Source organism: Micromonospora sp. NPDC004540 (assembly GCF_040610095.1).
Taxonomy (GTDB): domain Bacteria; phylum Actinomycetota; class Actinomycetes; order Mycobacteriales; family Micromonosporaceae; genus Micromonospora.
The window spans coordinates 24,870-44,290 of the sequence record NZ_JBEXLR010000021.1 but is presented as its reverse complement, the minus strand read 5'-3'; the positions used below and the strand labels follow the sequence as shown (position 1 = coordinate 44,290).

The window sequence follows — 19,421 nt, the reverse complement described above, 5'->3', positions numbered from 1 at the left end:
CTGCGACCGACCCTGCGTGTGAACGACGAAAGCCCCTGCAGCCGGGCGCGGTCCGGCGGCGGGGGCTTCGTTCGTGGAGCAGGCGGAGCGGTCAGGGTCGGCGACGCCGACTGGTCGGCACGGGGCGACAGGCCGGGCGGCGCACGGGCGCGGGCTCGCCGAGCTCGGCGGCGACCAGGGCCGCCAAGGCGTCGATCAGGCCGGCGGGCCAGCTGGGCGGCGGGGTCGGATCAGCTCCGTTGTCGTTGTCCACGAGGCCGGAGGATACGCCGAAAGGGAGCGCCGCCGGTCCGGTGACCGACCGGGCCGGGTTGCGTCAGCTCGGCCCGTCCACGGAGGGGCCGAATACGGCGACGGGCGCCGCCCCCAGTGGGTGCGGCGCCCATCGGGCGGTTGGTGCGGGTCAGCTCTTGTCGAGCCGGCCCTCGGTGTCCTCCTGGTAGCTGGCGCCACCGTCGGACTCGCTGGTCAGCGGCTTGGCGCCACCCTCGGGCGGGCCGGCCAGGGAGTGGCCGGCGGCCAGCTCCGGGAACTTGTGGTCGAACGCCGGCCGCTCGGAGCGGATCCGCGGCATCCGGTCGAAGTTCCGCAGCGGGGGCGGCGAGCTGGTGGCCCACTCGAGCGAGTTGCCGTGGCCCCACGGGTCGTCGACCTCGACCACCGGGCCGGTCTTGTACGACTTCCAGCAGTTCCAGATGAACGGCAGGGTCGAGATGCCGGTGATGAAGGCGCCGACCGTGGAAAGCGTGTTCAGGAACGTGAAGCCGTCACCGGGCAGGTAGTCGACGTACCGGCGGGGCATGCCCTCGGCGCCGAGCCAGTGCTGCACGAGGAAGGTGGTGTGGAAGCCGATCATGGTCAGCCAGAAGTGAATCTTGCCGAGCCGCTCGTCGAGCATCCGGCCGAACATCTTCGGGAACCAGAAGTAGATGCCGCCGAAGACGGCGAACACGATGGTGCCGAAGAGCACGTAGTGGAAGTGCGCCACCACGAAGTACGAGTCGTGCAGGTGGAAGTCCAGCGGCGGGCTGGCCAGCAGCACACCGGTCAGGCCACCGAAGAGGAAGGTCACCAGGAAGCCGACCGCGAAGAGCATCGGCGTCTCGAAGGTGATCTGGCCCCGCCACATGGTGCCGATCCAGTTGAAGAACTTCATGCCGGTCGGCACGGCGATCAGGTAGCTGAGGAAGCTGAAGAACGGCAGCAGCACCTGGCCGGTGGCGAACATGTGGTGCGCCCAGACGCTCATCGACAGGGCGGCGATGGCGATGGTCGCGGCCACCAGGCCCTTGTAACCGAAGATCGGCTTCCGGGAGAAGACCGGGATGATCTCGGTGATGATGCCGAAGAACGGCAGCGCGATGATGTAGACCTCGGGGTGCCCGAAGAACCAGAACAGGTGCTGCCAGAGCATCGGGCCGCCGGTGGCGGGGTCGTACACGTGAGCGCCGATCAGGCGGTCCGCGGCGAGCGCGAAGAGCGCGGCGGCCAGCAGCGGGAAGACCAGGATCGCGAGCAGGCTGGTGACCAGCATGTTCCAGGTGAAGATCGGCATCCGGAACATGGTCATGCCGGGGGCGCGCAGGGTCAGGATCGTGGTGATCAGGTTGACCGCGCCGAGGATGGTGCCCAGACCGGAGATGGCCAGGCCGACCACCCACATGTTCGCGCCGACGCCCGGCGCGTGCTCGGCGGTGCTCAGCGGCGTGTACGCCGTCCAGCCGAAGTCGGCCGCACCGCCCGGGCTGATGAAGCCGGCGGTGGCCATGGTGCCGCCGAACAGGTACAGCCAGTAGGCGAAGGCGTTCAGTCGGGGGAACGACACGTCGGGCGCGCCGATCTGCAGCGGCACCACGTAGTTCGCGAAGGCGAACACGATCGGCGTCGCGAAGAACAGCAGCATGATCGTGCCGTGCATGGTGAAGAGCTGGTTGTACTGCTCGGGCGACAGGAACTGCAGGCCCGGCCGCGCCAGCTCGGCGCGCATGATCAGGGCCATCAGCCCACCGATCATGAAGAACGCGAACGCGGTGACCATGTACATGATCCCGATCTGCTTCGCGTCCGTGGTGCGCAGCAGCCGCGCGATTGCCGACCCCTTGACCGGCTCGCGGACCGGCCAGGGCCGGGTCACGACCGGCTTGGGTGCGACGGTGGTCACGAGTGGCCTCCGGTTCTGGGTTGTCCCGCTCGGCGCGCTGTTCATCTGCGCGGCCGTCATCCGCAAGGAGGATAGTCCCCGGAAGGTGGCCCCGCCGCGTGGGGTGGGCGGCTACGATCACCGCCGCTTCTACAGCGGGCCGGTCAGCAGCCGGTAGTGCTCCTGGAAGATCCGTCCGCCACGCCCGCGCAGCAACGGGTCGCGCAGCGCCGGCGGCACGTCGCGGGTGCGGTTGCGGTCCCGGGTCCGGTCCCGCACCCAGCGGGTACGCGGGCGGCGGCGACTCTCGTACGCCAGCAGGGCGGCCTCGACGCTGCCGGCGGCCTTCAGCGACTCGGCGAGCACGACGGCGTCCTCCAGCGCCATGGCGGCGCCCTGGGAGAGCGTCGGCGCGGTGGCGTGAGCGGCGTCACCGACGAGCAGCACCCGGCCGTGGAACCAGCGCCCCAGCTCGACCTCCGTGGTGAGCTCCACGTCCACCGCCTCCAGGGCGGCGAGCACCTCGGGGACCGGGCCGCCGTAGTCGCCGAACAGCTCGTGCAGCCGGGCCAGCGGGTCGGCGGGCAGGCTGGTGCCGGCCTCGTCGGCGTAGCAGTGCAGCCGGCCGGCGCCGAGCGGCACGACCAGGAAGCCGGCGCGCTGGCCGAGCAGGGCCGTCCAGTCGGCCACGCGGGGGCCGCCGCGCACCACGCTGCGGTAGACCACCTGGCCGGCGGGGCGGGGCGGGCCGCCGAGCGCGGCCAGGGTACGCACCGCCGAGCGGGGGCCGTCGGCGCCGATGACCAGGTCGTACTCGCCGCTGGTGCCGTCGGTGAAGCCGACCGCGACGCCGCCGGGCAGCGGCTCGACGGTGCTGACCTCGGCCCCGTGCCGAACGGCGCCGCCGGCCCCGGTCAGCAGCACCCGGTGCAGCTCGGCGCGGGGCAGCGCGCGGCACTCCCCCACCCCGGCCCACAGCGCGTCGAGGTCGACCTCGCAGAGCGGCGCGCCGGTGGCGTCCAGGAAGCGCTGCCGGTGGATCACCTCGCCGAGCGGGCGTACCGGTCCGTCGAGGTCGAGCCGGCGCAGCGCCCGGGCCGCGTTGCCCGGGAGGTAGAGGCCGATGTCGGCGCGCTCGGTCGGGGGCAGCTTCTCGGTCACGTCGGGGCGGAACCCCGCCAGGCGCAGCGCCCGGGCCACGGCGAGACCGGCGATGCCCGCGCCGACGACGAGGATGCGCAGGGGGGAACCACCCATCGTGGGGTACGCCTCCGGAGGGGTTCGGAACGCGTTGGAGGCAAGACATTACTCGCCGCAACCAACGGGGGGAAGTGCCCATCGGCCCTGGCGTCGACGCCCGGTCAGCGACCGGGAGCCCTCCCACCGGCGGGAATCCCGCCCCGACCGGGTGAGCCGGGCACCGGCCGCCGCAGCAGTCAGCTACCAGTCGCTCACGGGCGGTTGCCGAAACAATCGGATCGGTCGGTGTGGTTGCGCGTCAGTTTCAGACATGCAAATGTATTGTCCCCGGCTTGGGAGCGCTCCCGGCCGCATCCCCCGACACGAACCGGCGCCGCCCGCGCCGAGCCAAGGAGCATCATGAAGCGTCCACTGAGGGCCCTCGTGGCGGCCGGCCTGCTGGCCGCCGGCTCGATCGTCGCCGTCGCGCTCGGCGGCAACGCCTCCGCCGACACCCAGATCTGCGAGCAGTACGGGTCGACCACCATCGGCGGCAAGTACGTCGTCCAGAACAACCGCTGGGGCACCAGCGCCCAGCAGTGCATCAACGTGACCTCCACCGGCTTCTCGATCACCCGCCAGGACGGCGTCGGATCGACAAGCGGCGCGCCGGTCTCGTACCCGTCGGTCTTCGTGGGTTGCCACTACACGAACTGCTCGCCCGGCACCAACCTGCCGGTGCAGGTGAAGAGCATCAGCAGCGCGCCGGCCAGCATCAGCTACAACTACGTCAGCGGCGCGATCTACGACGCCGCGTACGACATCTGGCTCGACCCGTCGCCGAAGAGGGACGGGGTGAACCAGATGGAGATCATGATCTGGCTCAACCGGCAGGGCCCGATCCAGCCGATCGGCTCGTCGGTGGGCACCGCGAGCGTGGCCGGCCGGACCTGGGACGTCTGGCGGGGCAGCAACGGCTCGAACAACGTCATCTCGTACGTGGCCCCGTCGGCGATCCCCAGCATGAGCTTCGACGCGATGGCGTTCATCAACGACACGAAGAGCCGGGGCGCGATCACCAGCGACTGGTACCTGACCAGCATCCAGGCCGGCTTCGAGCCGTGGCAGGGCGGCGTCGGCCTGGCGGTCAACTCGTTCTCGCAGAGCGTCAACACCGGCGGCACCACGCCGACCACGCCGCCGGCCACCACCCCGCCGCCGGGCAACGCCGGCTGCTCGGTGAAGTACACGACAAACGTCTGGAACAACGGCTTCACCGCCGACGTGACGGTCACCAACACCGGCTCCGGCACCGTCAACGGCTGGACCCTGAACTACAACCTGCCGTCCGGGCAGACCATCACCGGCTCGTGGAACGCCACCGTGACGCAGAGCGGGTCCGCGGTGACCGCCCGGAACCTGAGCTACAACGGCACGCTGGCCCCCGGAGCCTCGACGAGCTTCGGCTACCAGGCGACGCTGAACGGCGCGTTCTCCACGCCCTCCAGCTTCACCCTCAACGGGGCGGCCTGCACCCGCGTCTGAGCGGGCCGAGCGACCATGGGGTGCGGTCCGAACCGGATCGCACCCCTCCGCTCAGCGCCGTCGCCAGGCCGCCTCGTATGCCAGCCAGTGCAGCAGTTCGTCCCGCCGTCGCCGGCTCGCGCGTGGCAGCCGGCGCAGTTCCTCGACCGAGACGTCCAGGTGGCCGTACCGGATCTTCCGGCCGGAGCCAGGCACCAGCACGCCGCCGGCAGGAAGCACGACCGCGACGCACTTCCAGGACGGCACCGGAGACAGCTCGGGCGTATGCGGGAACAGCAGGTACTCCAGGTCCGGCTCGACCGGCAGGTCTCTGACGCGCCGGCCGAAGCCGCTTGCCAGCTCGGTCTCGACCAGCCCGCGGAGCTGGGCGGCGGTGAGGACGCGGGCGGCCACCGGGACGGACAACCCCCACCAGGACCGAACGGTCCCGAGGTCTCGCAGCCGGTCGAACACCGCAGCACTGTAACGGCTGCGCGCCAGGGTGCGGCCCTCAGTGGCCGAGGGCGTCGATGTCGCGCATCTCCTCGGCGGTGAGCGAGAAGCGGAACACGTCGGCGTTGGCCCGGATCCGGTCCGGGGTGACCGACTTCGGGATGACCACGATCTCGTGGTCGATGTGCCAGCGCAGCACGACCTGCGCCGGCGAGACGTCGTGCGCCTGGGCGATCCGGACCAGCACCGGGTTGGAGAGGTCGCTGGTCTTGAACGGGCTGTAGCCCTCGAGCACCACCCCCCGGTCCCGGTGGGCGGCGTGCACCTGCCGGTCGTACAGGGACGGGCTCCAGCGGATCTGGTTGACCGCCGGGGTCTCCTCGGTGGCCTGGATCAGCTCGTCGATCTCGCTGATGCTGTAGTTGCTCACCCCGACGGCCCGGGTCAGGTTCTCGTCGCGGGCGGCGAGCATCTCGCGCCAGACGGGGATGCTGTCGGCGGCCGCGGACGGCGGCCAGTGGATCAGCCACAGGTCGACGTGGTCGGTGTCCAGGGCGGCGAGGCTCGCCTCGATGGTCTCCCGTTCCCGGCCCACCCGGTCCGGCGGCAGCTTCGTGGTGATGAAGAGGTCCTCGCGGCGCAGCCCGCTCTCCTTGACCGCCCGGCCGACCTCCTTCTCGTTGCCGTACATCGTGGCGGTGTCGATGTGCCGGTAACCGGCGTCGAGCGCGGCGAGCACGGCGTCGTACCCGGCCTCGCCGGTGGCCTGCCAGGTGCCGAAGCCGAGCAGCGGCATCCGGACGTCGCCGGTGAGCGGGACGGTGGGCTGGTCGAGGTCCATACCGACGCTTCTACCCGTGTTGGCCGCCGCCATGCCGCCGACCCGCCGACCGGCGGCCGAACGGGACAGAAGCGGCGGGAACCGGGCGATCGGGCCGGACCTGCCGGACAATGCGGGGGTGGCTGACCGGCTGGAGGAGTACCGGCGGAAACGGGACGCGGCGCGTACCCCGGAGCCGGTGCCGGAACGGACCCCGGAGCGGAAGCGGGCCGCGCGGCGCAAGCCCCGGTTCGTGATCCAGCAGCACCACGCCCGGAGCCTGCACTGGGATCTGCGCCTGGAGCACGACGGCGTGCTGGCCTCCTGGGCGGTGCCGCGCGGCCTGCCCCGCGACCCGGGCCGCAACCACCTCGCCGTGCACACCGAGGACCACCCGATGGAGTACCTCACCTTCCACGGCGAGATCCCGGCCGGCGAGTACGGCGGCGGCCGGATGACCGTCCACGACACCGGCACCTACCGGCTGGAGAAGTGGCGCGACGACGAGGTGATCGTGGTCCTGGACGGCGGGCGGACGAAGGGGCGGTACGTCCTCTTCGCCACCGGCGGCCGGGGCCGGGACTGGATGGTCCGCCGCACCGACCCGGCCCCCGAGGGCTGGACGCCGATGCCCGAGCTGGTCCGGCCGATGCACGCCACCCCCGGCAAGGGGCTGCCGAAGGACGCGGCCGCCTGGGGGTACGAGCTGCGCTGGGACGGGGTGCGGGCGATGGGGTACGTCTCCGGCGGCCGGCTCCGGCTGCTCGACGCCTCGGACGAGGAGATCACCGGGGCGTACCCCTGGCTGCGGGCGATGGCCGAGGAGCTGGCCCCCGTCGAGGCGGTGCTGGACGGCGTGCTGGTCCGGATCGACCCGGGCGGGCGGGTCAAGCCGCCGACGAAGCGAGACGGGCAGTTCCTCGCCGTCGACCTGCTCTGGCTGGAGGGCGTGACCAGCCTCGACGTGCCGTACAGGCAGCGCCGGGAGCTGCTCGACGGTCTGGCGCTGACCGGCCCGCACTGGCAGACTCCGCCCTGGTTCCCGGGAGTCGGCGCGGACGCCCTGCGGACCGCCCGCGAGCAGGGGCTCCCCGGAGTGGTGGCCAAGCGCCTGGACTCGGAGTACGAGCCGGGTCGGCGCAGCCGGCACTGGCTGAGCCTCGACCCGAGCTGAGGAGCACCGTGCACCTGACGCACCTGGAGTGTCCGCGCTGCGGTGAGCAGCATCCGGCCGACAAGTTGCAGAACCTGTGCGAGTGCGGCTCCCCGCTGCTGGCCCGCTACGACCTGGCCGCGGTGGCCGCCGAGGTCACCCCCGAGCAGTTCGGGCTCCGCCCGGCCGACCTGTGGCGCTACCGGGAGCTGCTGCCGGTGGCCGATCCCCGTTTCGTCACCACGCTGGGCGAGGGCTGGACGCCGCTGCTGCGCGCCCCGACGTACGGGCACGAGATCGGGATCCCGGACCTGATCGTGAAGGACGAGGGGCTGACCCCGACCGGGTCGTTCAAGGCCCGGGGCGCGGCGGTCGGTGTGAGCCGGGCCCGGGAGCTGGGCGTCGAGCGGATCGCCATGCCGACCAACGGCAACGCCGGGGCGGCCTGGGCGACGTACGCGGCCCGGGCCGGGATGGGCGCGACCATCGCCATGCCGCTGGACGCGCCGACCATCTGCCGGCGCGAGTGCGTCGCCGCCGGGGCGGACCTGCGGCTGGTGGACGGCCTGATCAGCGACGCCGGCCGGTGGGTGGCCGGGCTGGTCGCCGAGTCGGGCGGGCGGGTCTTCGACGCCGGCACGCTGCGCGAGCCGTACCGCCTCGAGGGCAAGAAGACCATGGGGTACGAGATCGTCGAGCAGCTCGGCTGGCAGGTGCCCGACGTCATCATCTATCCGACCGGGGGCGGGGTCGGGCTGATCGGCATCCACAAGGCGCTGCACGAGCTGCGCGAGCTGGGTTGGGTGGAGGACCGGCTGCCCCGGCTGGTCGCCGTGCAGTCCACCGGCTGCGCGCCGATCGTCCGGGCGTTCGCGGCCGGCGAGCCGCGGGCCACCCCGTGGGCGGACGCGCACACCCTGGCGTTCGGCATCACCGTGCCCGCCCCGCTTGGCGACGAGTTGATCCTGGCCGCGCTGCGGGAGAGCGGCGGCACCGCGATCGCCGTCGAGGACGAGGAGATCCTCGTCGACCTGCGCGACTTCGCCGCCCGGGAGGGGCTGCTGCTCTGCCCCGAGGGGGCGGCCTGCCTGACCGCCGCCCGGCACCTGCGGGCCGGCGGCTGGATCCGCTCCGGCGAGCGGGTGGTGGTGCTGAACACCGGCGCGGGCATCAAGTACCCGGAGACGGTGGACGTCTCCGGCGTGCCGACGGTGTGACGCGGGCACCTCGCAAGCGGCGGGCGGTCAGGAGGTGGGCGGCTCGTCCTCGCCGGCGGCCTCGGCCGCGTCGGCCTCCTCCTTGGTCCGGTGCACCGCCCCGTCGGCGTGCTCCGGCGGGCCGTACACCGTGTACAGCACGAGCGGGTTGGGGCCGGTGTTGACGAAGTTGTGCTTCGTGCCCGCCGGCACGACCACCAGGTCGCCCGCCACGACCTCCTTCTTCTCACCGGCCACCCGCGCCTCACCGGTCCCGCTGACGAAGGTCAGGATCTGGTCGATGTCCTCGTGGACCTCCTCGCCGATCTCCCCGCCCGCCGGGATCGTCATGATCACCAGCTGGGTGTGCTGCCCGGTCCAGAGCACGCGGCGGAAGTCGGGACTCTTCTCGGCGACGGTCGCGATCGTGAAATGCTCCATGGCCCGCTCATACCCGGTCCCCGCGCCGCTCACGCCGGGACTGGCAAATGGTGGAATTCCCCACCCGCTCGGGGTTTGGATCCCCTCTCGACGGGCATGTGCTGCCAACGAGACCGGTGCACAGGCCGGTCGAGCCAGGTCCCCGCTCTCGTACCGCCGTACGGCTGCGATGGTGGGAGACGGCCAGAGCGCGGCGACGTTACGACCCAGGTCGGGCGGCGCCGTGCGCTCGTGTGTGCACCCGTTCCGCCCACCGGCACCCGGCCAGCAGCTGCTGTCACAGGGATACGCCCCGCGTGGGTCAGGCGAGCACGGCCAGGTGGAACGGGCGGTCGGTGTGGCCGAGGTGGCGCCGAGCCCACGGATGAGGGTGCCGTTCGCGTCGACCTCTGACCTGGGAAAACTCAGTCGTGGGGGGTGGCGACCGGCTCGCTGCCACGGCAGCGCAGGCGAAGCTCGTGTTCTCCCTCGGTGCCGACGAAGCGGACCTCGACGTGGTCGTCCGGCCCCCGGTCGACGTCCTTCACCCGATAGCCCTGGGCCGGGGACCAGGACACCAGGCGTACGCCGGCCGGGCCGCACTCGGCCACCGCGGTGCCCCCGTCCGTGACGAAGCTGCGCCGGGCCCCGCCCGCATCCGGCGGGTGGCTCGCCGGCGTGGCGGTCGGCGTCGCGCCCACCGCGGGGTTCGCCGGCGTCGTGGTCGCCGGCGCGGGCGAGGCGAGCGCCCGAGCCACCTCCCGCTCGTCGCGTACGCCGCCGGGGGTGCCGGTGATCCCCGCGCCGACCAACTGGATCGCGGCCAGCCCGACGAGGGTCGCGGCGACGGTGGTGGCCAGCCAACCGGCGGCGGCGGCGAGCGGACGACGGCCCATGTCCCGAGTCTGCCCGATTCCGGGTTGAGCCGGGCTCGGGGGAACGCTAAGGCTCGGTTAACGGGGGCGGGTCCGGGCGGCGGCAGGGGCTAACCTGCCAACCGTGGCCCGGCTGCTGCTCATCGAGGACGACCTGACCATCCGTACGCCGTTGCTCCGGGCCCTGCGGGAACGCGGACACGCCGTCGCGGCCGCCTCGACCGCGCTGGACGGGCTGCGCGACGCGCTCGACGACCGGCCCGACCTCGTCGTTCTCGACCTCGGACTGCCCGATCTGGACGGCGGTGAGCTGCTGCGGATGCTGCGCGCGGTCAGCTCGGTGCCGGTCATCGTGGCCACCGCCCGCGACGACGAGGCGGAGATCGTCCGGATGCTCGACGCCGGCGCCGACGACTACCTGGTGAAGCCGTTCACCGCGGCGCAGCTGGACGCCCGGGCCCGGGCCGTGCTGCGCCGCTCGGCCGGCGACCCGGCGACGGACCCGGTGCTTGTGGTCGGTGGGCTGCGGATCGACCCGCGGGCCCGGCAGGTCATGCTGGACGGCGCCCCGGTCGAGTTGACCCCCCGCGAGTTCGACCTGCTGCACCACCTCGCCGGCCGGCCGGGGCAGGTGGTCACCAAGCGGGAGCTGCTCACCGAGGTGTGGCGGATCCCCTACGGCGGGGCGGACAAAACCGTCGACGTGCACCTGTCCTGGCTGCGCCGCAAGCTCGGCGAGAGCGCCCAGGAACCGCGCTACCTGCACACCGTCCGGGGAGTCGGGGTGCGGCTGGACGCCCCGGGGGGCGCCCGGTGAGGGGCCGACTGGCGCTGCTGGTCGCTGCGGTCGGGGTGCTCGTCATGGTCGCGTTCCTGGTGCCGCTGGCCGTGCTGGTGCGCACCGTCGCCGCGGACCGGGCGACCGTGCGGGCCGCCGCCGACGCGCAGGGTCTGGTCCCGGTGGTGGGCACGGCCGAGCCGGACACCGTCCGGCTGACCGTCGAGCAGCTCGCCGCCGACTCGGGCCGCGAGGTGAGCGTGTTCCTGCCGGACGGCAGCGTGCTCGGCGCGCGGGTGCCGCGTACCCCGGCGGTGGCCCTCGCGGCGCGGGGGCAGAGCCTCACGGTCGAGTCCGCCGCCGGCCGGGAGGTGGTCATCGCGGTCCAGGGCCGGCCGGACGGGACCGCGGTGATCCGCACGGTCGTCCCCCGGGCGGAGCTGACCGCCGGGGTGACCCGGGCCTGGCTCGTGCTGGCGCTGCTCGGCGTGCTCCTGGTGCTGGTCGGGCTGGTCGTCGCCGACCGGCTGGCCCGCACCCTGGTCCGGCCGATCGCCGACCTCGGGGCGGTCTCCCACCGGCTCGCCAACGCCGAACTGGACGCCCGGGTCGAGCCGGCCGGACCGGCCGAGCTGCGGGAGGTCGCGGGCGCGCTGAACCACCTGGCCGAGCGGATCCAGGTGCTGCTGCGCGAGGAGCGCGAGCAGGTGGCCGACCTGTCGCACCGGTTGCGCACCCCGCTGACCGTGCTGCGGCTGGAGGCCGAGTCGCTGCGCGATCCGGACGACGCGGCGCGGCTCACCACCGCCGTGGACGGCCTGGAACGGGCGGTCACGGGCGTGATCCGGCAGGCCCGCTGGCGCAGTGCGGCGGCGGAGGGCGGCGGCTGCGACGCGGCCGCGGTGGTCGGCGAGCGGGTGGCGTTCTGGTCGGTCCTCGCCGAGGACACCGGGCGGAGCGTCACGCTCGACCTCGCGCCCGGACCGTTGCCGGTGCGGCTGACCGGCGACGAGCTGGCGGCCGCCGTGGACGCGTTGCTGGGCAACGTCTTCGCGCACACCCCGGACGGCACGCCGTTCACCGTCCGGCTCGCCCCGGACGCCGGGCAGGTGGCGTTGAGCGTGGCGGACGCCGGCCCGGGCCTGCCGCCCGGCTCGGTCCGGCGGGGCGCCAGCCGGGCCGGGTCGACCGGGCTCGGCCTGGACATCGCCGACCGGGCCGCCCGGGCCGGCGGCGGCCGGCTGGAGCTGGGCGGCGGCCCCGACGGCGGGGCGGCCGTGACGCTCCGGCTCCTTGCCGGCGCGGCCTTAACCCGGGATTAGAGCTCGGGTAGCCCGCCGCTAGCCGTCCCGGCCCGATCCTCGACACACAACCCGAGGAGAGGTGGGGACGATGCGACGAACTTCCCTGGTCCTGGCGGCGATGGGCGGGGCCGCGGTGCTGGCGGTCGCCGGCGTGGCGGTCGGCGTGACCGCGGCCGACCGGTCAGCTCCGGGCACCGCGCCGGCCGCCGTGACCGTCGACGACCTCGCGACAACGGTGGGCGGGTGCGGCGACGACACCGGAACGGCGGACGACAGCCCCGGGCCGGACGACTCCGCGACCGCCGGCCGGCCGGGCGGCGCACCGAGCGCCGCCGGACCGTCGAGCGGCGGGGTCGATCGGCAGCGGGCCGGCAAGGTCGCGCTGGCCCGGCTCGGCGGTGGCCGGATCGTGGAGATCGAGGCCGAGACGGAGCACGGCCGTCCGGTGTGGAGTGTCAAGGTGGCCCGCGCCGGCGGCACGTACGAGGTCAAGGTCGACCGGGGCGACGGCGCCGTGGTCGAGGTGGAGCGGCGGGCCGACGGCGACCGTCGCGCGGACGACGGGCGCGGCACCGACGACCGGTACGACGACCACGGCGGCGACCGCGGCGGCGACCGCGGCGACGACGATCGGTACGACGACCACGGTGGCGACGACCGGTACGACGACCACGGCGGGGACCGGTCCGGCGGCGACGACTGAGCCACCGGTCCCGGGTCCGGGCGGACGGGTTCCGCCCGGACCCGCCAGCGTCGGGGCACGGGTGCGGGCACCGGAACGGATGGCGCGTCGACGATGGCCGGAAAGCCTGTGGCGGAACGCGAGCGGGTCGCTACATTGAAGTATGGTGCCCGCCCACGGGGGTCGGGCGGCGGAACCGGTCTACCGCCCACTGCTGGCCGGTCGCCGGGGTGAGCTGGAAGCGCTGGCCCATCTCGACGACGCCACCGCTCCGCTGCTCGCTCCGGTCATCGACGTCCACGCGGTGGATCCGTGCACCGTGGACCTGCTCGGCCGGCTGCCGGCCGGGCTCCTCCCCGCCGTCGACGTGTCGGTGCTGCCGGAATCGCCGGAGAGCGAGCTGGTCCGCTGGGGCGTACCGCTGGTGCCGGTGATCGGGCTCGCGGACGGCAACCGGCGGTTGGTGGCACACGGCGCGGCCGCCCGGGCGTACGCGCGGCGAGCGGTGGTCCGGCTGCGGACCGGGCAGGACCGGGCCGGGCCGGACGCAACCACCGCCGCGGTGGAACGCGTGTGGCGACTGGCCCGGCTGGTGCCGGAGCAGTGCGACCTGCTCATCGACGCGGGGGACGTGTGCTGCCCGGCCGACGTCCGGCTGGCCGAGCCCCGGGTCCGCCGGCTGGCGGAGTGGGCCCGGCGGCACGCCTGGCGCTCGGTGACCGTGGCGGCCGGCGGGATGCCGCCGACGCTGGCCCGGCTCCCCACCGACGAGCCGGTGCCCCTCGACCGCTTCGACTGGCAGCTCTGGCAGCGCCTGGCCGACCTCGGTCTCGGCTACGCCGACTACGGCGTGGGCTGCGCGGTGCCCGGGACGGACGGGCCGGGCGACCGGCTGCCGACGCTGCGCTACACCACGACCGGGGCGTGGTGGGTCTACCGGTGGTCGCGGCGGGGCGGCCGGGGCGACGACCGCTTCTCCGACCTCTGCCGCACGCTCGTCGCGGCGCCGCACTGGCCGGCCGCGGGCGCGAGCTTCTCCTGGGGCGACCACGAGATCCTGCGCCGGGCGCGGCGCGGCGCGGGTGCCGGGTCGCCGGCGAACTGGGTCGCCTGGAGCACGTCGCACCACCTGGCGCACGTGCTGGCCACGCTGCTTCGTCCGGAGCGGGAGCAGCGCGGCGGGCCGTGGCGGGCCGACCAGGACAGCCCCGAGCGGGGGCGCGCCGGCCGGCCGCAGCGCGGCGGCGAGACCCGCCGCGCCGGGTGAGTCACTCCTTCTCGGTGAAACCGAACTGGACGATGCCCTCGTCGTCGACCGTCGCGTCCACCGAGGTGTCGTTGAGCAGTTCGGCGGCGTCGGCGTCGAGGAAGATCCGGGCACCCTGGTTGTCCACCACCTGGTCGCCCTGGATGGGCTGCTCGACCAGCTCGATGGAGAGCGAGCCGGCGTCGGTGTCGGCGGCGATGCGCAGCCCACCGGCCTCGGCGACGTCCTGCTGGTTGGCGAGGTCGCGGATCACCAGGATGGCGTTTTCGGTCATCGTCAGCATGGCGGAACTCCTCGTGGGCTGGTGCGGGAATCGCGGGCGGTCGACGCGGCCCACGTGGCCGGTCGGGACCCGGGGAAGGCGAATCAGGCTTCGCCGTGCAAACCGGGGCAGCTCGAACAGCCCCTCATGGCCTACGGTGCCCCCTGCCCGGGCATCCGTCAAATAGAGCCGGGTCAGTCGACACCGGACCGGTGACGCCGTGCCGGCGAATGTTTTCCCCGCCGTATTGGGGGTATTCCGGCGGGTTCGATCCGCACCCGGCAATAACTTTCGCGATGGAGCCTTCTCTGGAGGAAAGCTCCATGGCAGCATCGGTACATGCATCGTCGTCTCTTCCCCCGGGCGCTCGCGGTGCTGGCGCTGGTCGCCACCGCGGCCACCGCCGGCGCCCCCACCGCCACGGCCGAAGCGCCCACCCCGGCGCAGACCCGGCTGCACGCGACCATCGACGCGATCCTCGCCGACTCCCGGCTCGCCGGGGCGCAGGCGGGCGTGGTCGTCGTCGACACCACCACCGGGCAGACCCTCTACGACCGCAACGGCGACCGGCGGCTGATCCCCGCCTCGAACACCAAGCTGCTCACCTCGACGGCGGCCATGGAACTGCTCGGCCCGGGGCACCGCTTCACCACCGACGTGGCCGGCGACGGCGTACGCCGGGCCGGACTGCTCTCCGGCAACCTCTACCTGCGCGGCGGGGGCGACCCCACCATGCTGGCCGAGGACTACGACCGGCTGGCCGCCGAGGTGGCCGCCGCGGGCGTGCGGGTGGTGACCGGCAACCTGGTCGCCGACGACACCCGCTACGACAGGACGCGGCTCGGCCCGGACTGGACCTGGGACGACGAGTCCTACTACTACGCGGCGCAGGTCTCCGCGCTGACCGTCGCCCCGGACACGGACTACGACGCCGGCACGGTCATCATGCACGCCGCACCGGGCGGGCAGGCCGGCGCGCGGCCGAAGATCACCATGACACCGGCCAACGGCTGGCTGCGGATCGACAACCGGGCCGAGACGGTCGCCACCGGTGAGACGACCATCTCCTTCGAGCGCGAGCACGGTGGCAACACCATCGTGGTGACCGGCCAGATCGCGGTCGGGCAGGCCGAGGAGAGCGACTGGATGACGGTCTGGGAACCGACCGGGTACGCCGCCGACGTCTTCCGGTCGGCGTTGCACCGGCACGGGGTGCGGGTCCTCGGCGGGACCGTGCTCGGCCAGGCCACCCCGGCCGACGCCAAGCCGGTCGCCCGGCACGACTCGATGCCGCTGGCCGACCTCATGGTGCCGTTCCTCAAGCTCTCCAACAACGGCCATGCCGAGGTGCTCACCAAGGAGCTGGGCCGGGTGCTCTCCGGCTCCGGCACCTGGTCCGCCGGGCTGACCGCGATCAGCGAGTACGTCGGCGACTCCGGAATGGACACCGGCACGCTGCGCCAGCGCGACGGCTCCGGGCTGTCCCGGCGCAACATGATCCCGCCCGCCCAGTTCGTCGCGCTGCTCGCGGCGGTCCGCGCCGAGCCCTGGTTCGACACCTGGTACGCCGCCCTGCCGGTGGCCGGCAACCCCGAGCGATTCGTCGGCGGCACGCTGCGCAGCCGGATGCGCGGCACCGCCGCGGCCGACAACGTGCACGCCAAGACCGGCAGCCTGACCGGGGCCTCCAGCCTCTCCGGCTACGCCACCGACGCCGACGGGCACGTGCTGGCCTTCTCCGTCGTGCTCAACAACTACCTGACCTCGTCGGTCAAGGGGTTGGAGGACCAGATCGCGATCGCACTGGCCTCGTACACCGAGAAGGGGACGACCACGGCGCGGCTGGCGGTGCCGACGGCGCCGGAGTCGCCCCGGGTGCCCGAGGGCCTGGAGTGCTCCTGGGTGAAGCCCGCCCTCTGCTGAGACCCGATGCCCCTGCCCGCGGGATCGGGCAGGGGCACCGGGCGGCCGGCTCAGGCGCCGGGCCGGGGCGGGCGGGGCTCGGCTGCGGGGTCGCCGCGCTCGATCAGCGCGTCGATCTCGGCCGGCGGCAGGCCGCGCAGCGCGAGCACCCGCCGCCCCCAGCGGTGCAGCCGGCACGGGTGCGGGCTGGCGTCGTTGCGGCAGATCGTCCCGCCCGACCAGCGCCGAGGCGCGTGCACCACCACCGCCCGCACCGCGAACTGGGCGTCCTCGCCGGTCACGTACGGCGGCAGCGGGATCTCCCGCAGCACGTGGCCGTCGGACGGCGCGAGGGAACGGACGACGCGGGCACTGCTGCTCATCGGGTGAGCCTCCACAGCGGATGGCCGGATGGGGACCTCGGCAACGTACGACGGCCCGCCCCGGCCGCGACGGACAAACTGTCCCCGCGGCTCGGCCCGGCGGCGGCGCCCATCCGGGCCGCGGTCAGACCCGTTCCAGCACCACCACCGGGATCTCTCGGTCGGTCTTCGTCTGGTAGTCGTCGTACGCCGGCCAGGCGGCCGTCATGGTGCGCCACATCCGCGGCTTCTCCTCCGCCGTCGCGGTGCGCGCCCGGACCGGGAACGTGTCCGGCCCGACCTGCACCTGCGCCTCGGGGTCGGCGAGCAGGTTGAGGTACCAGGCGGGATGCTGCGGGGCGCCGCCCTGGGAGCCCACCACCAGGTAGGCGTCGCCGTCCCGGCCGTAGATCAGCGCGGTGCGCCGCAGCTTGCCCGAGCGCCGGCCCCGGGTGGTCAGCAGCAGGGTGAAGACGCCGGGACGCCACTCGTGGCCCTCCGCGCCGCCGGTCCGCACGTATCGCCGGATGTGCTCGGCGACCCAACCCTCGGGGCTGTCCAGCACCTGCTCGCTCGGGGTCATGGTGTCCCTCCCGGATCGTCGGTCGGCCCGCCGGGCCCACGCTACTCCCGGCCGGAGCCGGGCACCGGACGATCGGCGTCAGCGCAGCGCGACCGCCTGGAGGCTGACGTTGCCGCAGTCCCCCAGGGACTCCTCCACCGTCCAGGTCAGCAGCAGCTTCGCGCCGGCCGGGGCCTGGAACCGGATGGTGAAGTCGGCGGTCCGGGCGGTGTGCGGGTCCTCCAGGCGCAGGGTGCTGGCCGGCCCGCCGCCGGAGATCCGCAGGTCGAGGCGGCCACGGGCCATCCACACCCCGGCGTAGAGGTGCACGGTGCGCGGCCGCCCGTCGGCGGCCACCGCCAGGGTGAACCCGTTGCCCCGGTCGCAGGTGTACACCCCGGACAGGGTGCCGTCGGCCGAGCCGACCGGGGCGCCGTCGCGCCAGGCGTACGCCTCCGGGTTGTTGTCGTAGCTCTGCCGCTCGCCCCGACCGCCCTCGTCGCGGATGTCGCCGGAGCCGTGCCGCTTGCGCACCGGCGTCCGGGCGCCGAGCAGTCCCCACTGGACCCAGTCGACCGCGCCCACCGCGCTGAGGTCGACCCGCGCCGGCACGTCGGCCTGGCTCACGGTCAGCGTCGACGGCACCGCGGGCGTGGACGGTGACGGGCTCGGCGAGGGTGGGCGCTGGCGGGGGCGCAGGCCCGGCGTTACGGCCCCGGCCTGGGCACTGCCCGGGGGCGGCAGCACGGGACGGCCGGTCGGCGCGACGGGCAGCACCGCGGGCTCGTCGCGGGGCGTGTCGTGCTGCTCGCCGCCGAGATATGCCACCAGGGCGGTCAGGCAGACGATCGCGGCCAGCGCCTCCAGCAGCCAGCGGCGCCGCCGCCGGGTCCGGGCCAGCCGCCGGAGCGCCGACCGCGTCTGCCCGTGCGGGAACGACGCCCGGTCGCCGCCCCGACCGTGGTCCTGCTGCCCCACCGAACCTCCGCTCACCGCCGCGCTCCGGCCGCCGGTTCACGTTTCCATCATGGGCGGCGGTGCGCCATATGTCGGCGGGAGGCAGTTTCCACTTCGTTACCAATCGGTAGCGACGGCGACTCAACTCACCGTGACGGCCTCCAGCGTCACCCCGTCGTTCTCCCCGCCCACCACGCTCAGCGCCCGCCAGGTGAGCAGCAGCCGCTCGCCGCGCGGCGCGCGGAAGTGGACGACGTACTGGAAGAAGCGGTCCCCGGCGGCGAGGGCGACCTCGCGGACGGCCGGGTCGCCGCCACCGAAGAGCCGCACGTCGAGGCGGGCGCCGGCCGAGAACGCGCCGACGAAGAGCCGGACGGTCCGCAGGTCGCCGCTGCCGGCCACGCTCAACGCGAAGCTCTTTCCCGTGCCACGCTGGAACCGCCAACGTCACCCAGTTCCTCATGGTGGCCGCCTACTTCGGCTTCCAGTTCCTGCTCGCCCTGCACCTGCAACTCGTCCTCGGGCTGGACCCGGCCGCCACCGGCTTCGCCTTCCTGCCCACCCCGCTGGCGATCGCGGCCGTCTCGCTGGGGCTGGCCGGGCGCCTGGTGGCCCGGTTCGGCGCCCGGACCGTGCTGGTCGGCGGCCTGGCGCTCGCCGTGGCCGGGTTCCTGCTGCTGGCCCGCCTCCCGGTGGACGCCCGCTACGCCGCCGACGTGCTCCCGGCGCTGCTGGTCTTCGGCGTCGCGGGCGGGCTCACCCTGCCGGCGGTCACCACCCTGGCCATGGCCGGGGCGGAGCCCGCCGACGCCGGGCTCGCCTCCGGGCTGGCCAACACCACCCAGCAGGTCGGCGGGGCGCTCGGGCTGGCCGTGCTGGCCACCCTGGCGGCGAGCCGCACCGAGGCGCTGCGCGCCGCCGGCACCGACCAGGTCGCCGCCCTCGCCCTCGGCTACCGGTCCGCCTTCGCGGTCGCCGCCGGCCTGGTCACCGCCGCCCTCCTGGTCGCCCTCCTCACCGCCCGCGTCCGCCGCCCCGCCCCGCTCCCCACCGCTGCGGTCCCGGACGCCTGCCCCGCCCGCTGACCCCCGCGCCCCCGGCCTCCACGAGCGGCGTGCGATCTTGGCGAGTTCCCGTTCGCTACGAACGGAGACTCGCCAAGATCGTGCAGGCGTGGAGTGCGACACGCCATCGGCGCCGGAGGCGGGGGAGGCCGCCGCGCACTAGGAACTTGATGTCGTGAGTGGATCGGCTGCCGGTCCGACATCGCCCCGGCCGTGTCCGGGGCGGGCGCCCGGCGGGGCCGGCGGGGCCAGCGGGGACCCGGTGAGTCGCTGACGTCATCAAGTTCGTAGTCGGCGAGGAGGCCACCGCGGACCCGAAGCCGCGAGCGCCCGAGCCGTCGCGGCCGGCGGGGTCGGCGGGGACCGGGTGAGTCGCTGACGTCATCAAGTTCGTAGTCGGCGGGGAGCCACCGCGGACCCGAAGCCGCGAGCGCCCGAGCCGTCGCGGCCGGCGGGGTCGGCGGGGACCGGGTGAGTCGCTGACGTCATAAAGTTCGTAGTCGGCGGGGAGCCACCGCGGG

The 19,421-nt window shown here is 74.1% G+C and carries 20 protein-coding genes and 1 pseudogene; 9 read left to right on the top strand and 12 right to left on the bottom strand.

What is annotated here, in order from left to right:
• Positions 1-91: 91 nt before the first annotated feature.
• From ABZV78_RS10395 to ABZV78_RS10385, 3 genes are all read right to left on the bottom strand, one after another.
• Positions 92-253: a hypothetical protein gene (locus tag ABZV78_RS10395; protein ID WP_355637286.1), complete on the bottom strand. Its 162-nt coding sequence runs from the start codon at positions 251-253 to the stop codon at positions 92-94.
• 150 nt (positions 254-403) lie between these two features.
• Positions 404-2,161, bottom strand: a complete 1,758-nt coding sequence (gene ctaD / locus ABZV78_RS10390) for a cytochrome c oxidase subunit I (RefSeq protein WP_355637284.1) — start codon at positions 2,159-2,161, stop codon at positions 404-406.
• Positions 2,162-2,290: 129 nt separating this feature from the next.
• Positions 2,291-3,397 carry an FAD-dependent monooxygenase gene (locus ABZV78_RS10385; protein ID WP_355637282.1) on the bottom strand — a complete coding sequence of 369 codons (1,107 nt, stop codon included), beginning with the start codon at positions 3,395-3,397 and terminating at the stop codon, positions 2,291-2,293.
• 342 nt (positions 3,398-3,739) lie between these two features.
• Here ABZV78_RS10385 and ABZV78_RS10380 point away from each other — a divergent pair, with 342 nt between their 5' ends.
• Positions 3,740-4,864 carry a cellulose binding domain-containing protein gene (locus tag ABZV78_RS10380; RefSeq protein WP_355637280.1) on the top strand — a complete coding sequence of 375 codons (1,125 nt, stop codon included), beginning with the start codon at positions 3,740-3,742 and terminating at the stop codon, positions 4,862-4,864.
• A 51-nt stretch (positions 4,865-4,915) separates the two neighbouring features.
• Here the strand turns inward: ABZV78_RS10380 and ABZV78_RS10375 are convergent, their stop codons facing one another.
• Both ABZV78_RS10375 and ABZV78_RS10370 read right to left on the bottom strand, forming a co-directional pair.
• Positions 4,916-5,317, bottom strand: a complete 402-nt coding sequence (locus ABZV78_RS10375; RefSeq protein WP_355637278.1) for a hypothetical protein — start codon at positions 5,315-5,317, stop codon at positions 4,916-4,918.
• 37 nt (positions 5,318-5,354) lie between these two features.
• Positions 5,355-6,137 carry an aldo/keto reductase gene (locus tag ABZV78_RS10370; protein WP_355637276.1) on the bottom strand — a complete coding sequence of 261 codons (783 nt, stop codon included), beginning with the start codon at positions 6,135-6,137 and terminating at the stop codon, positions 5,355-5,357.
• Between the two features lie 118 nt (positions 6,138-6,255).
• Here ABZV78_RS10370 and ABZV78_RS10365 point away from each other — a divergent pair, with 118 nt between their 5' ends.
• Together ABZV78_RS10365 and ABZV78_RS10360 are read left to right on the top strand one after the other, a co-directional pair.
• Entirely contained in the window at positions 6,256-7,290 is a 1,035-nt protein-coding gene (locus ABZV78_RS10365) for a DNA polymerase ligase N-terminal domain-containing protein (RefSeq protein ID WP_355637274.1), read from the top strand.
• A gap of 8 nt (positions 7,291-7,298) precedes the next feature.
• Positions 7,299-8,486 (top strand): threonine synthase, encoded by a 1,188-nt coding sequence (locus ABZV78_RS10360; RefSeq protein WP_355637272.1) that lies wholly within the window; start codon positions 7,299-7,301, stop codon positions 8,484-8,486.
• A gap of 27 nt (positions 8,487-8,513) precedes the next feature.
• Here the strand turns inward: ABZV78_RS10360 and ABZV78_RS10355 are convergent, their stop codons facing one another.
• Together ABZV78_RS10355 and ABZV78_RS10350 are read right to left on the bottom strand one after the other, a co-directional pair.
• Entirely contained in the window at positions 8,514-8,906 is a 393-nt protein-coding gene (locus tag ABZV78_RS10355) for a cupin domain-containing protein (protein WP_355637270.1), read from the bottom strand.
• Between the two features lie 404 nt (positions 8,907-9,310).
• Entirely contained in the window at positions 9,311-9,781 is a 471-nt protein-coding gene (locus ABZV78_RS10350) for a septum formation initiator (protein WP_355637268.1), read from the bottom strand.
• A 103-nt stretch (positions 9,782-9,884) separates the two neighbouring features.
• Here ABZV78_RS10350 and ABZV78_RS10345 point away from each other — a divergent pair, with 103 nt between their 5' ends.
• The 4 genes from ABZV78_RS10345 (at position 9,885) to ABZV78_RS10330 (ending at position 13,791) form a co-directional block, all read left to right on the top strand.
• Positions 9,885-10,577 (top strand): response regulator transcription factor, encoded by a 693-nt coding sequence (locus tag ABZV78_RS10345; protein ID WP_355637266.1) that lies wholly within the window; start codon positions 9,885-9,887, stop codon positions 10,575-10,577.
• The gene (locus ABZV78_RS10340) at positions 10,574-11,860 is read left to right on the top strand and encodes a HAMP domain-containing sensor histidine kinase (RefSeq protein WP_355637264.1); all 1,287 of its coding nucleotides are present in this window, start codon (positions 10,574-10,576) and stop codon (positions 11,858-11,860) included. Before ABZV78_RS10345 ends, ABZV78_RS10340 begins: the two co-directional genes overlap by 4 nt.
• 70 nt (positions 11,861-11,930) lie before the next feature.
• A complete protein-coding gene (locus ABZV78_RS10335) occupies positions 11,931-12,545 on the top strand; it encodes a PepSY domain-containing protein (RefSeq protein WP_355637263.1) in 615 nt (204 codons plus the stop codon).
• A gap of 142 nt (positions 12,546-12,687) precedes the next feature.
• On the top strand, positions 12,688-13,791 hold the full coding sequence (locus tag ABZV78_RS10330) for a hypothetical protein (protein WP_355637261.1): 1,104 nt from the start codon (positions 12,688-12,690) through the stop codon (positions 13,789-13,791).
• Position 13,792: 1 nt separating this feature from the next.
• Here the strand turns inward: ABZV78_RS10330 and ABZV78_RS10325 are convergent, their stop codons facing one another.
• The gene (locus ABZV78_RS10325; protein ID WP_091313043.1) at positions 13,793-14,074 is read right to left on the bottom strand and encodes an iron-sulfur cluster biosynthesis family protein; all 282 of its coding nucleotides are present in this window, start codon (positions 14,072-14,074) and stop codon (positions 13,793-13,795) included.
• 318 nt (positions 14,075-14,392) lie between these two features.
• On the opposite strand from ABZV78_RS10325, the gene dacB reads away from it, so the two are divergent.
• Positions 14,393-15,976 carry a D-alanyl-D-alanine carboxypeptidase/D-alanyl-D-alanine-endopeptidase gene (gene dacB / locus ABZV78_RS10320; RefSeq protein ID WP_355637259.1) on the top strand — a complete coding sequence of 528 codons (1,584 nt, stop codon included), beginning with the start codon at positions 14,393-14,395 and terminating at the stop codon, positions 15,974-15,976.
• Between the two features lie 50 nt (positions 15,977-16,026).
• Here the strand turns inward: dacB and ABZV78_RS10315 are convergent, their stop codons facing one another.
• From ABZV78_RS10315 to ABZV78_RS10300, 4 genes are all read right to left on the bottom strand, one after another.
• Positions 16,027-16,338, bottom strand: coding sequence for a hypothetical protein (locus tag ABZV78_RS10315; RefSeq protein WP_355637257.1), 312 nt, complete (start codon positions 16,336-16,338; stop codon positions 16,027-16,029).
• A gap of 124 nt (positions 16,339-16,462) precedes the next feature.
• Entirely contained in the window at positions 16,463-16,900 is a 438-nt protein-coding gene (locus tag ABZV78_RS10310) for a nitroreductase family deazaflavin-dependent oxidoreductase (RefSeq protein WP_355637255.1), read from the bottom strand.
• A gap of 78 nt (positions 16,901-16,978) precedes the next feature.
• The gene (locus tag ABZV78_RS10305; RefSeq protein WP_355637253.1) at positions 16,979-17,857 is read right to left on the bottom strand and encodes a hypothetical protein; all 879 of its coding nucleotides are present in this window, start codon (positions 17,855-17,857) and stop codon (positions 16,979-16,981) included.
• 120 nt (positions 17,858-17,977) lie between these two features.
• Positions 17,978-18,244 (bottom strand): hypothetical protein, encoded by a 267-nt coding sequence (locus ABZV78_RS10300; RefSeq protein ID WP_355637251.1) that lies wholly within the window; start codon positions 18,242-18,244, stop codon positions 17,978-17,980.
• 44 nt (positions 18,245-18,288) lie between these two features.
• Here ABZV78_RS10300 and ABZV78_RS10295 point away from each other — a divergent pair.
• Positions 18,289-18,921 (top strand): annotated as a pseudogene (locus ABZV78_RS10295) (MFS transporter); the annotation flags it as partial.
• Positions 18,922-19,421 lie beyond the last annotated feature (500 nt).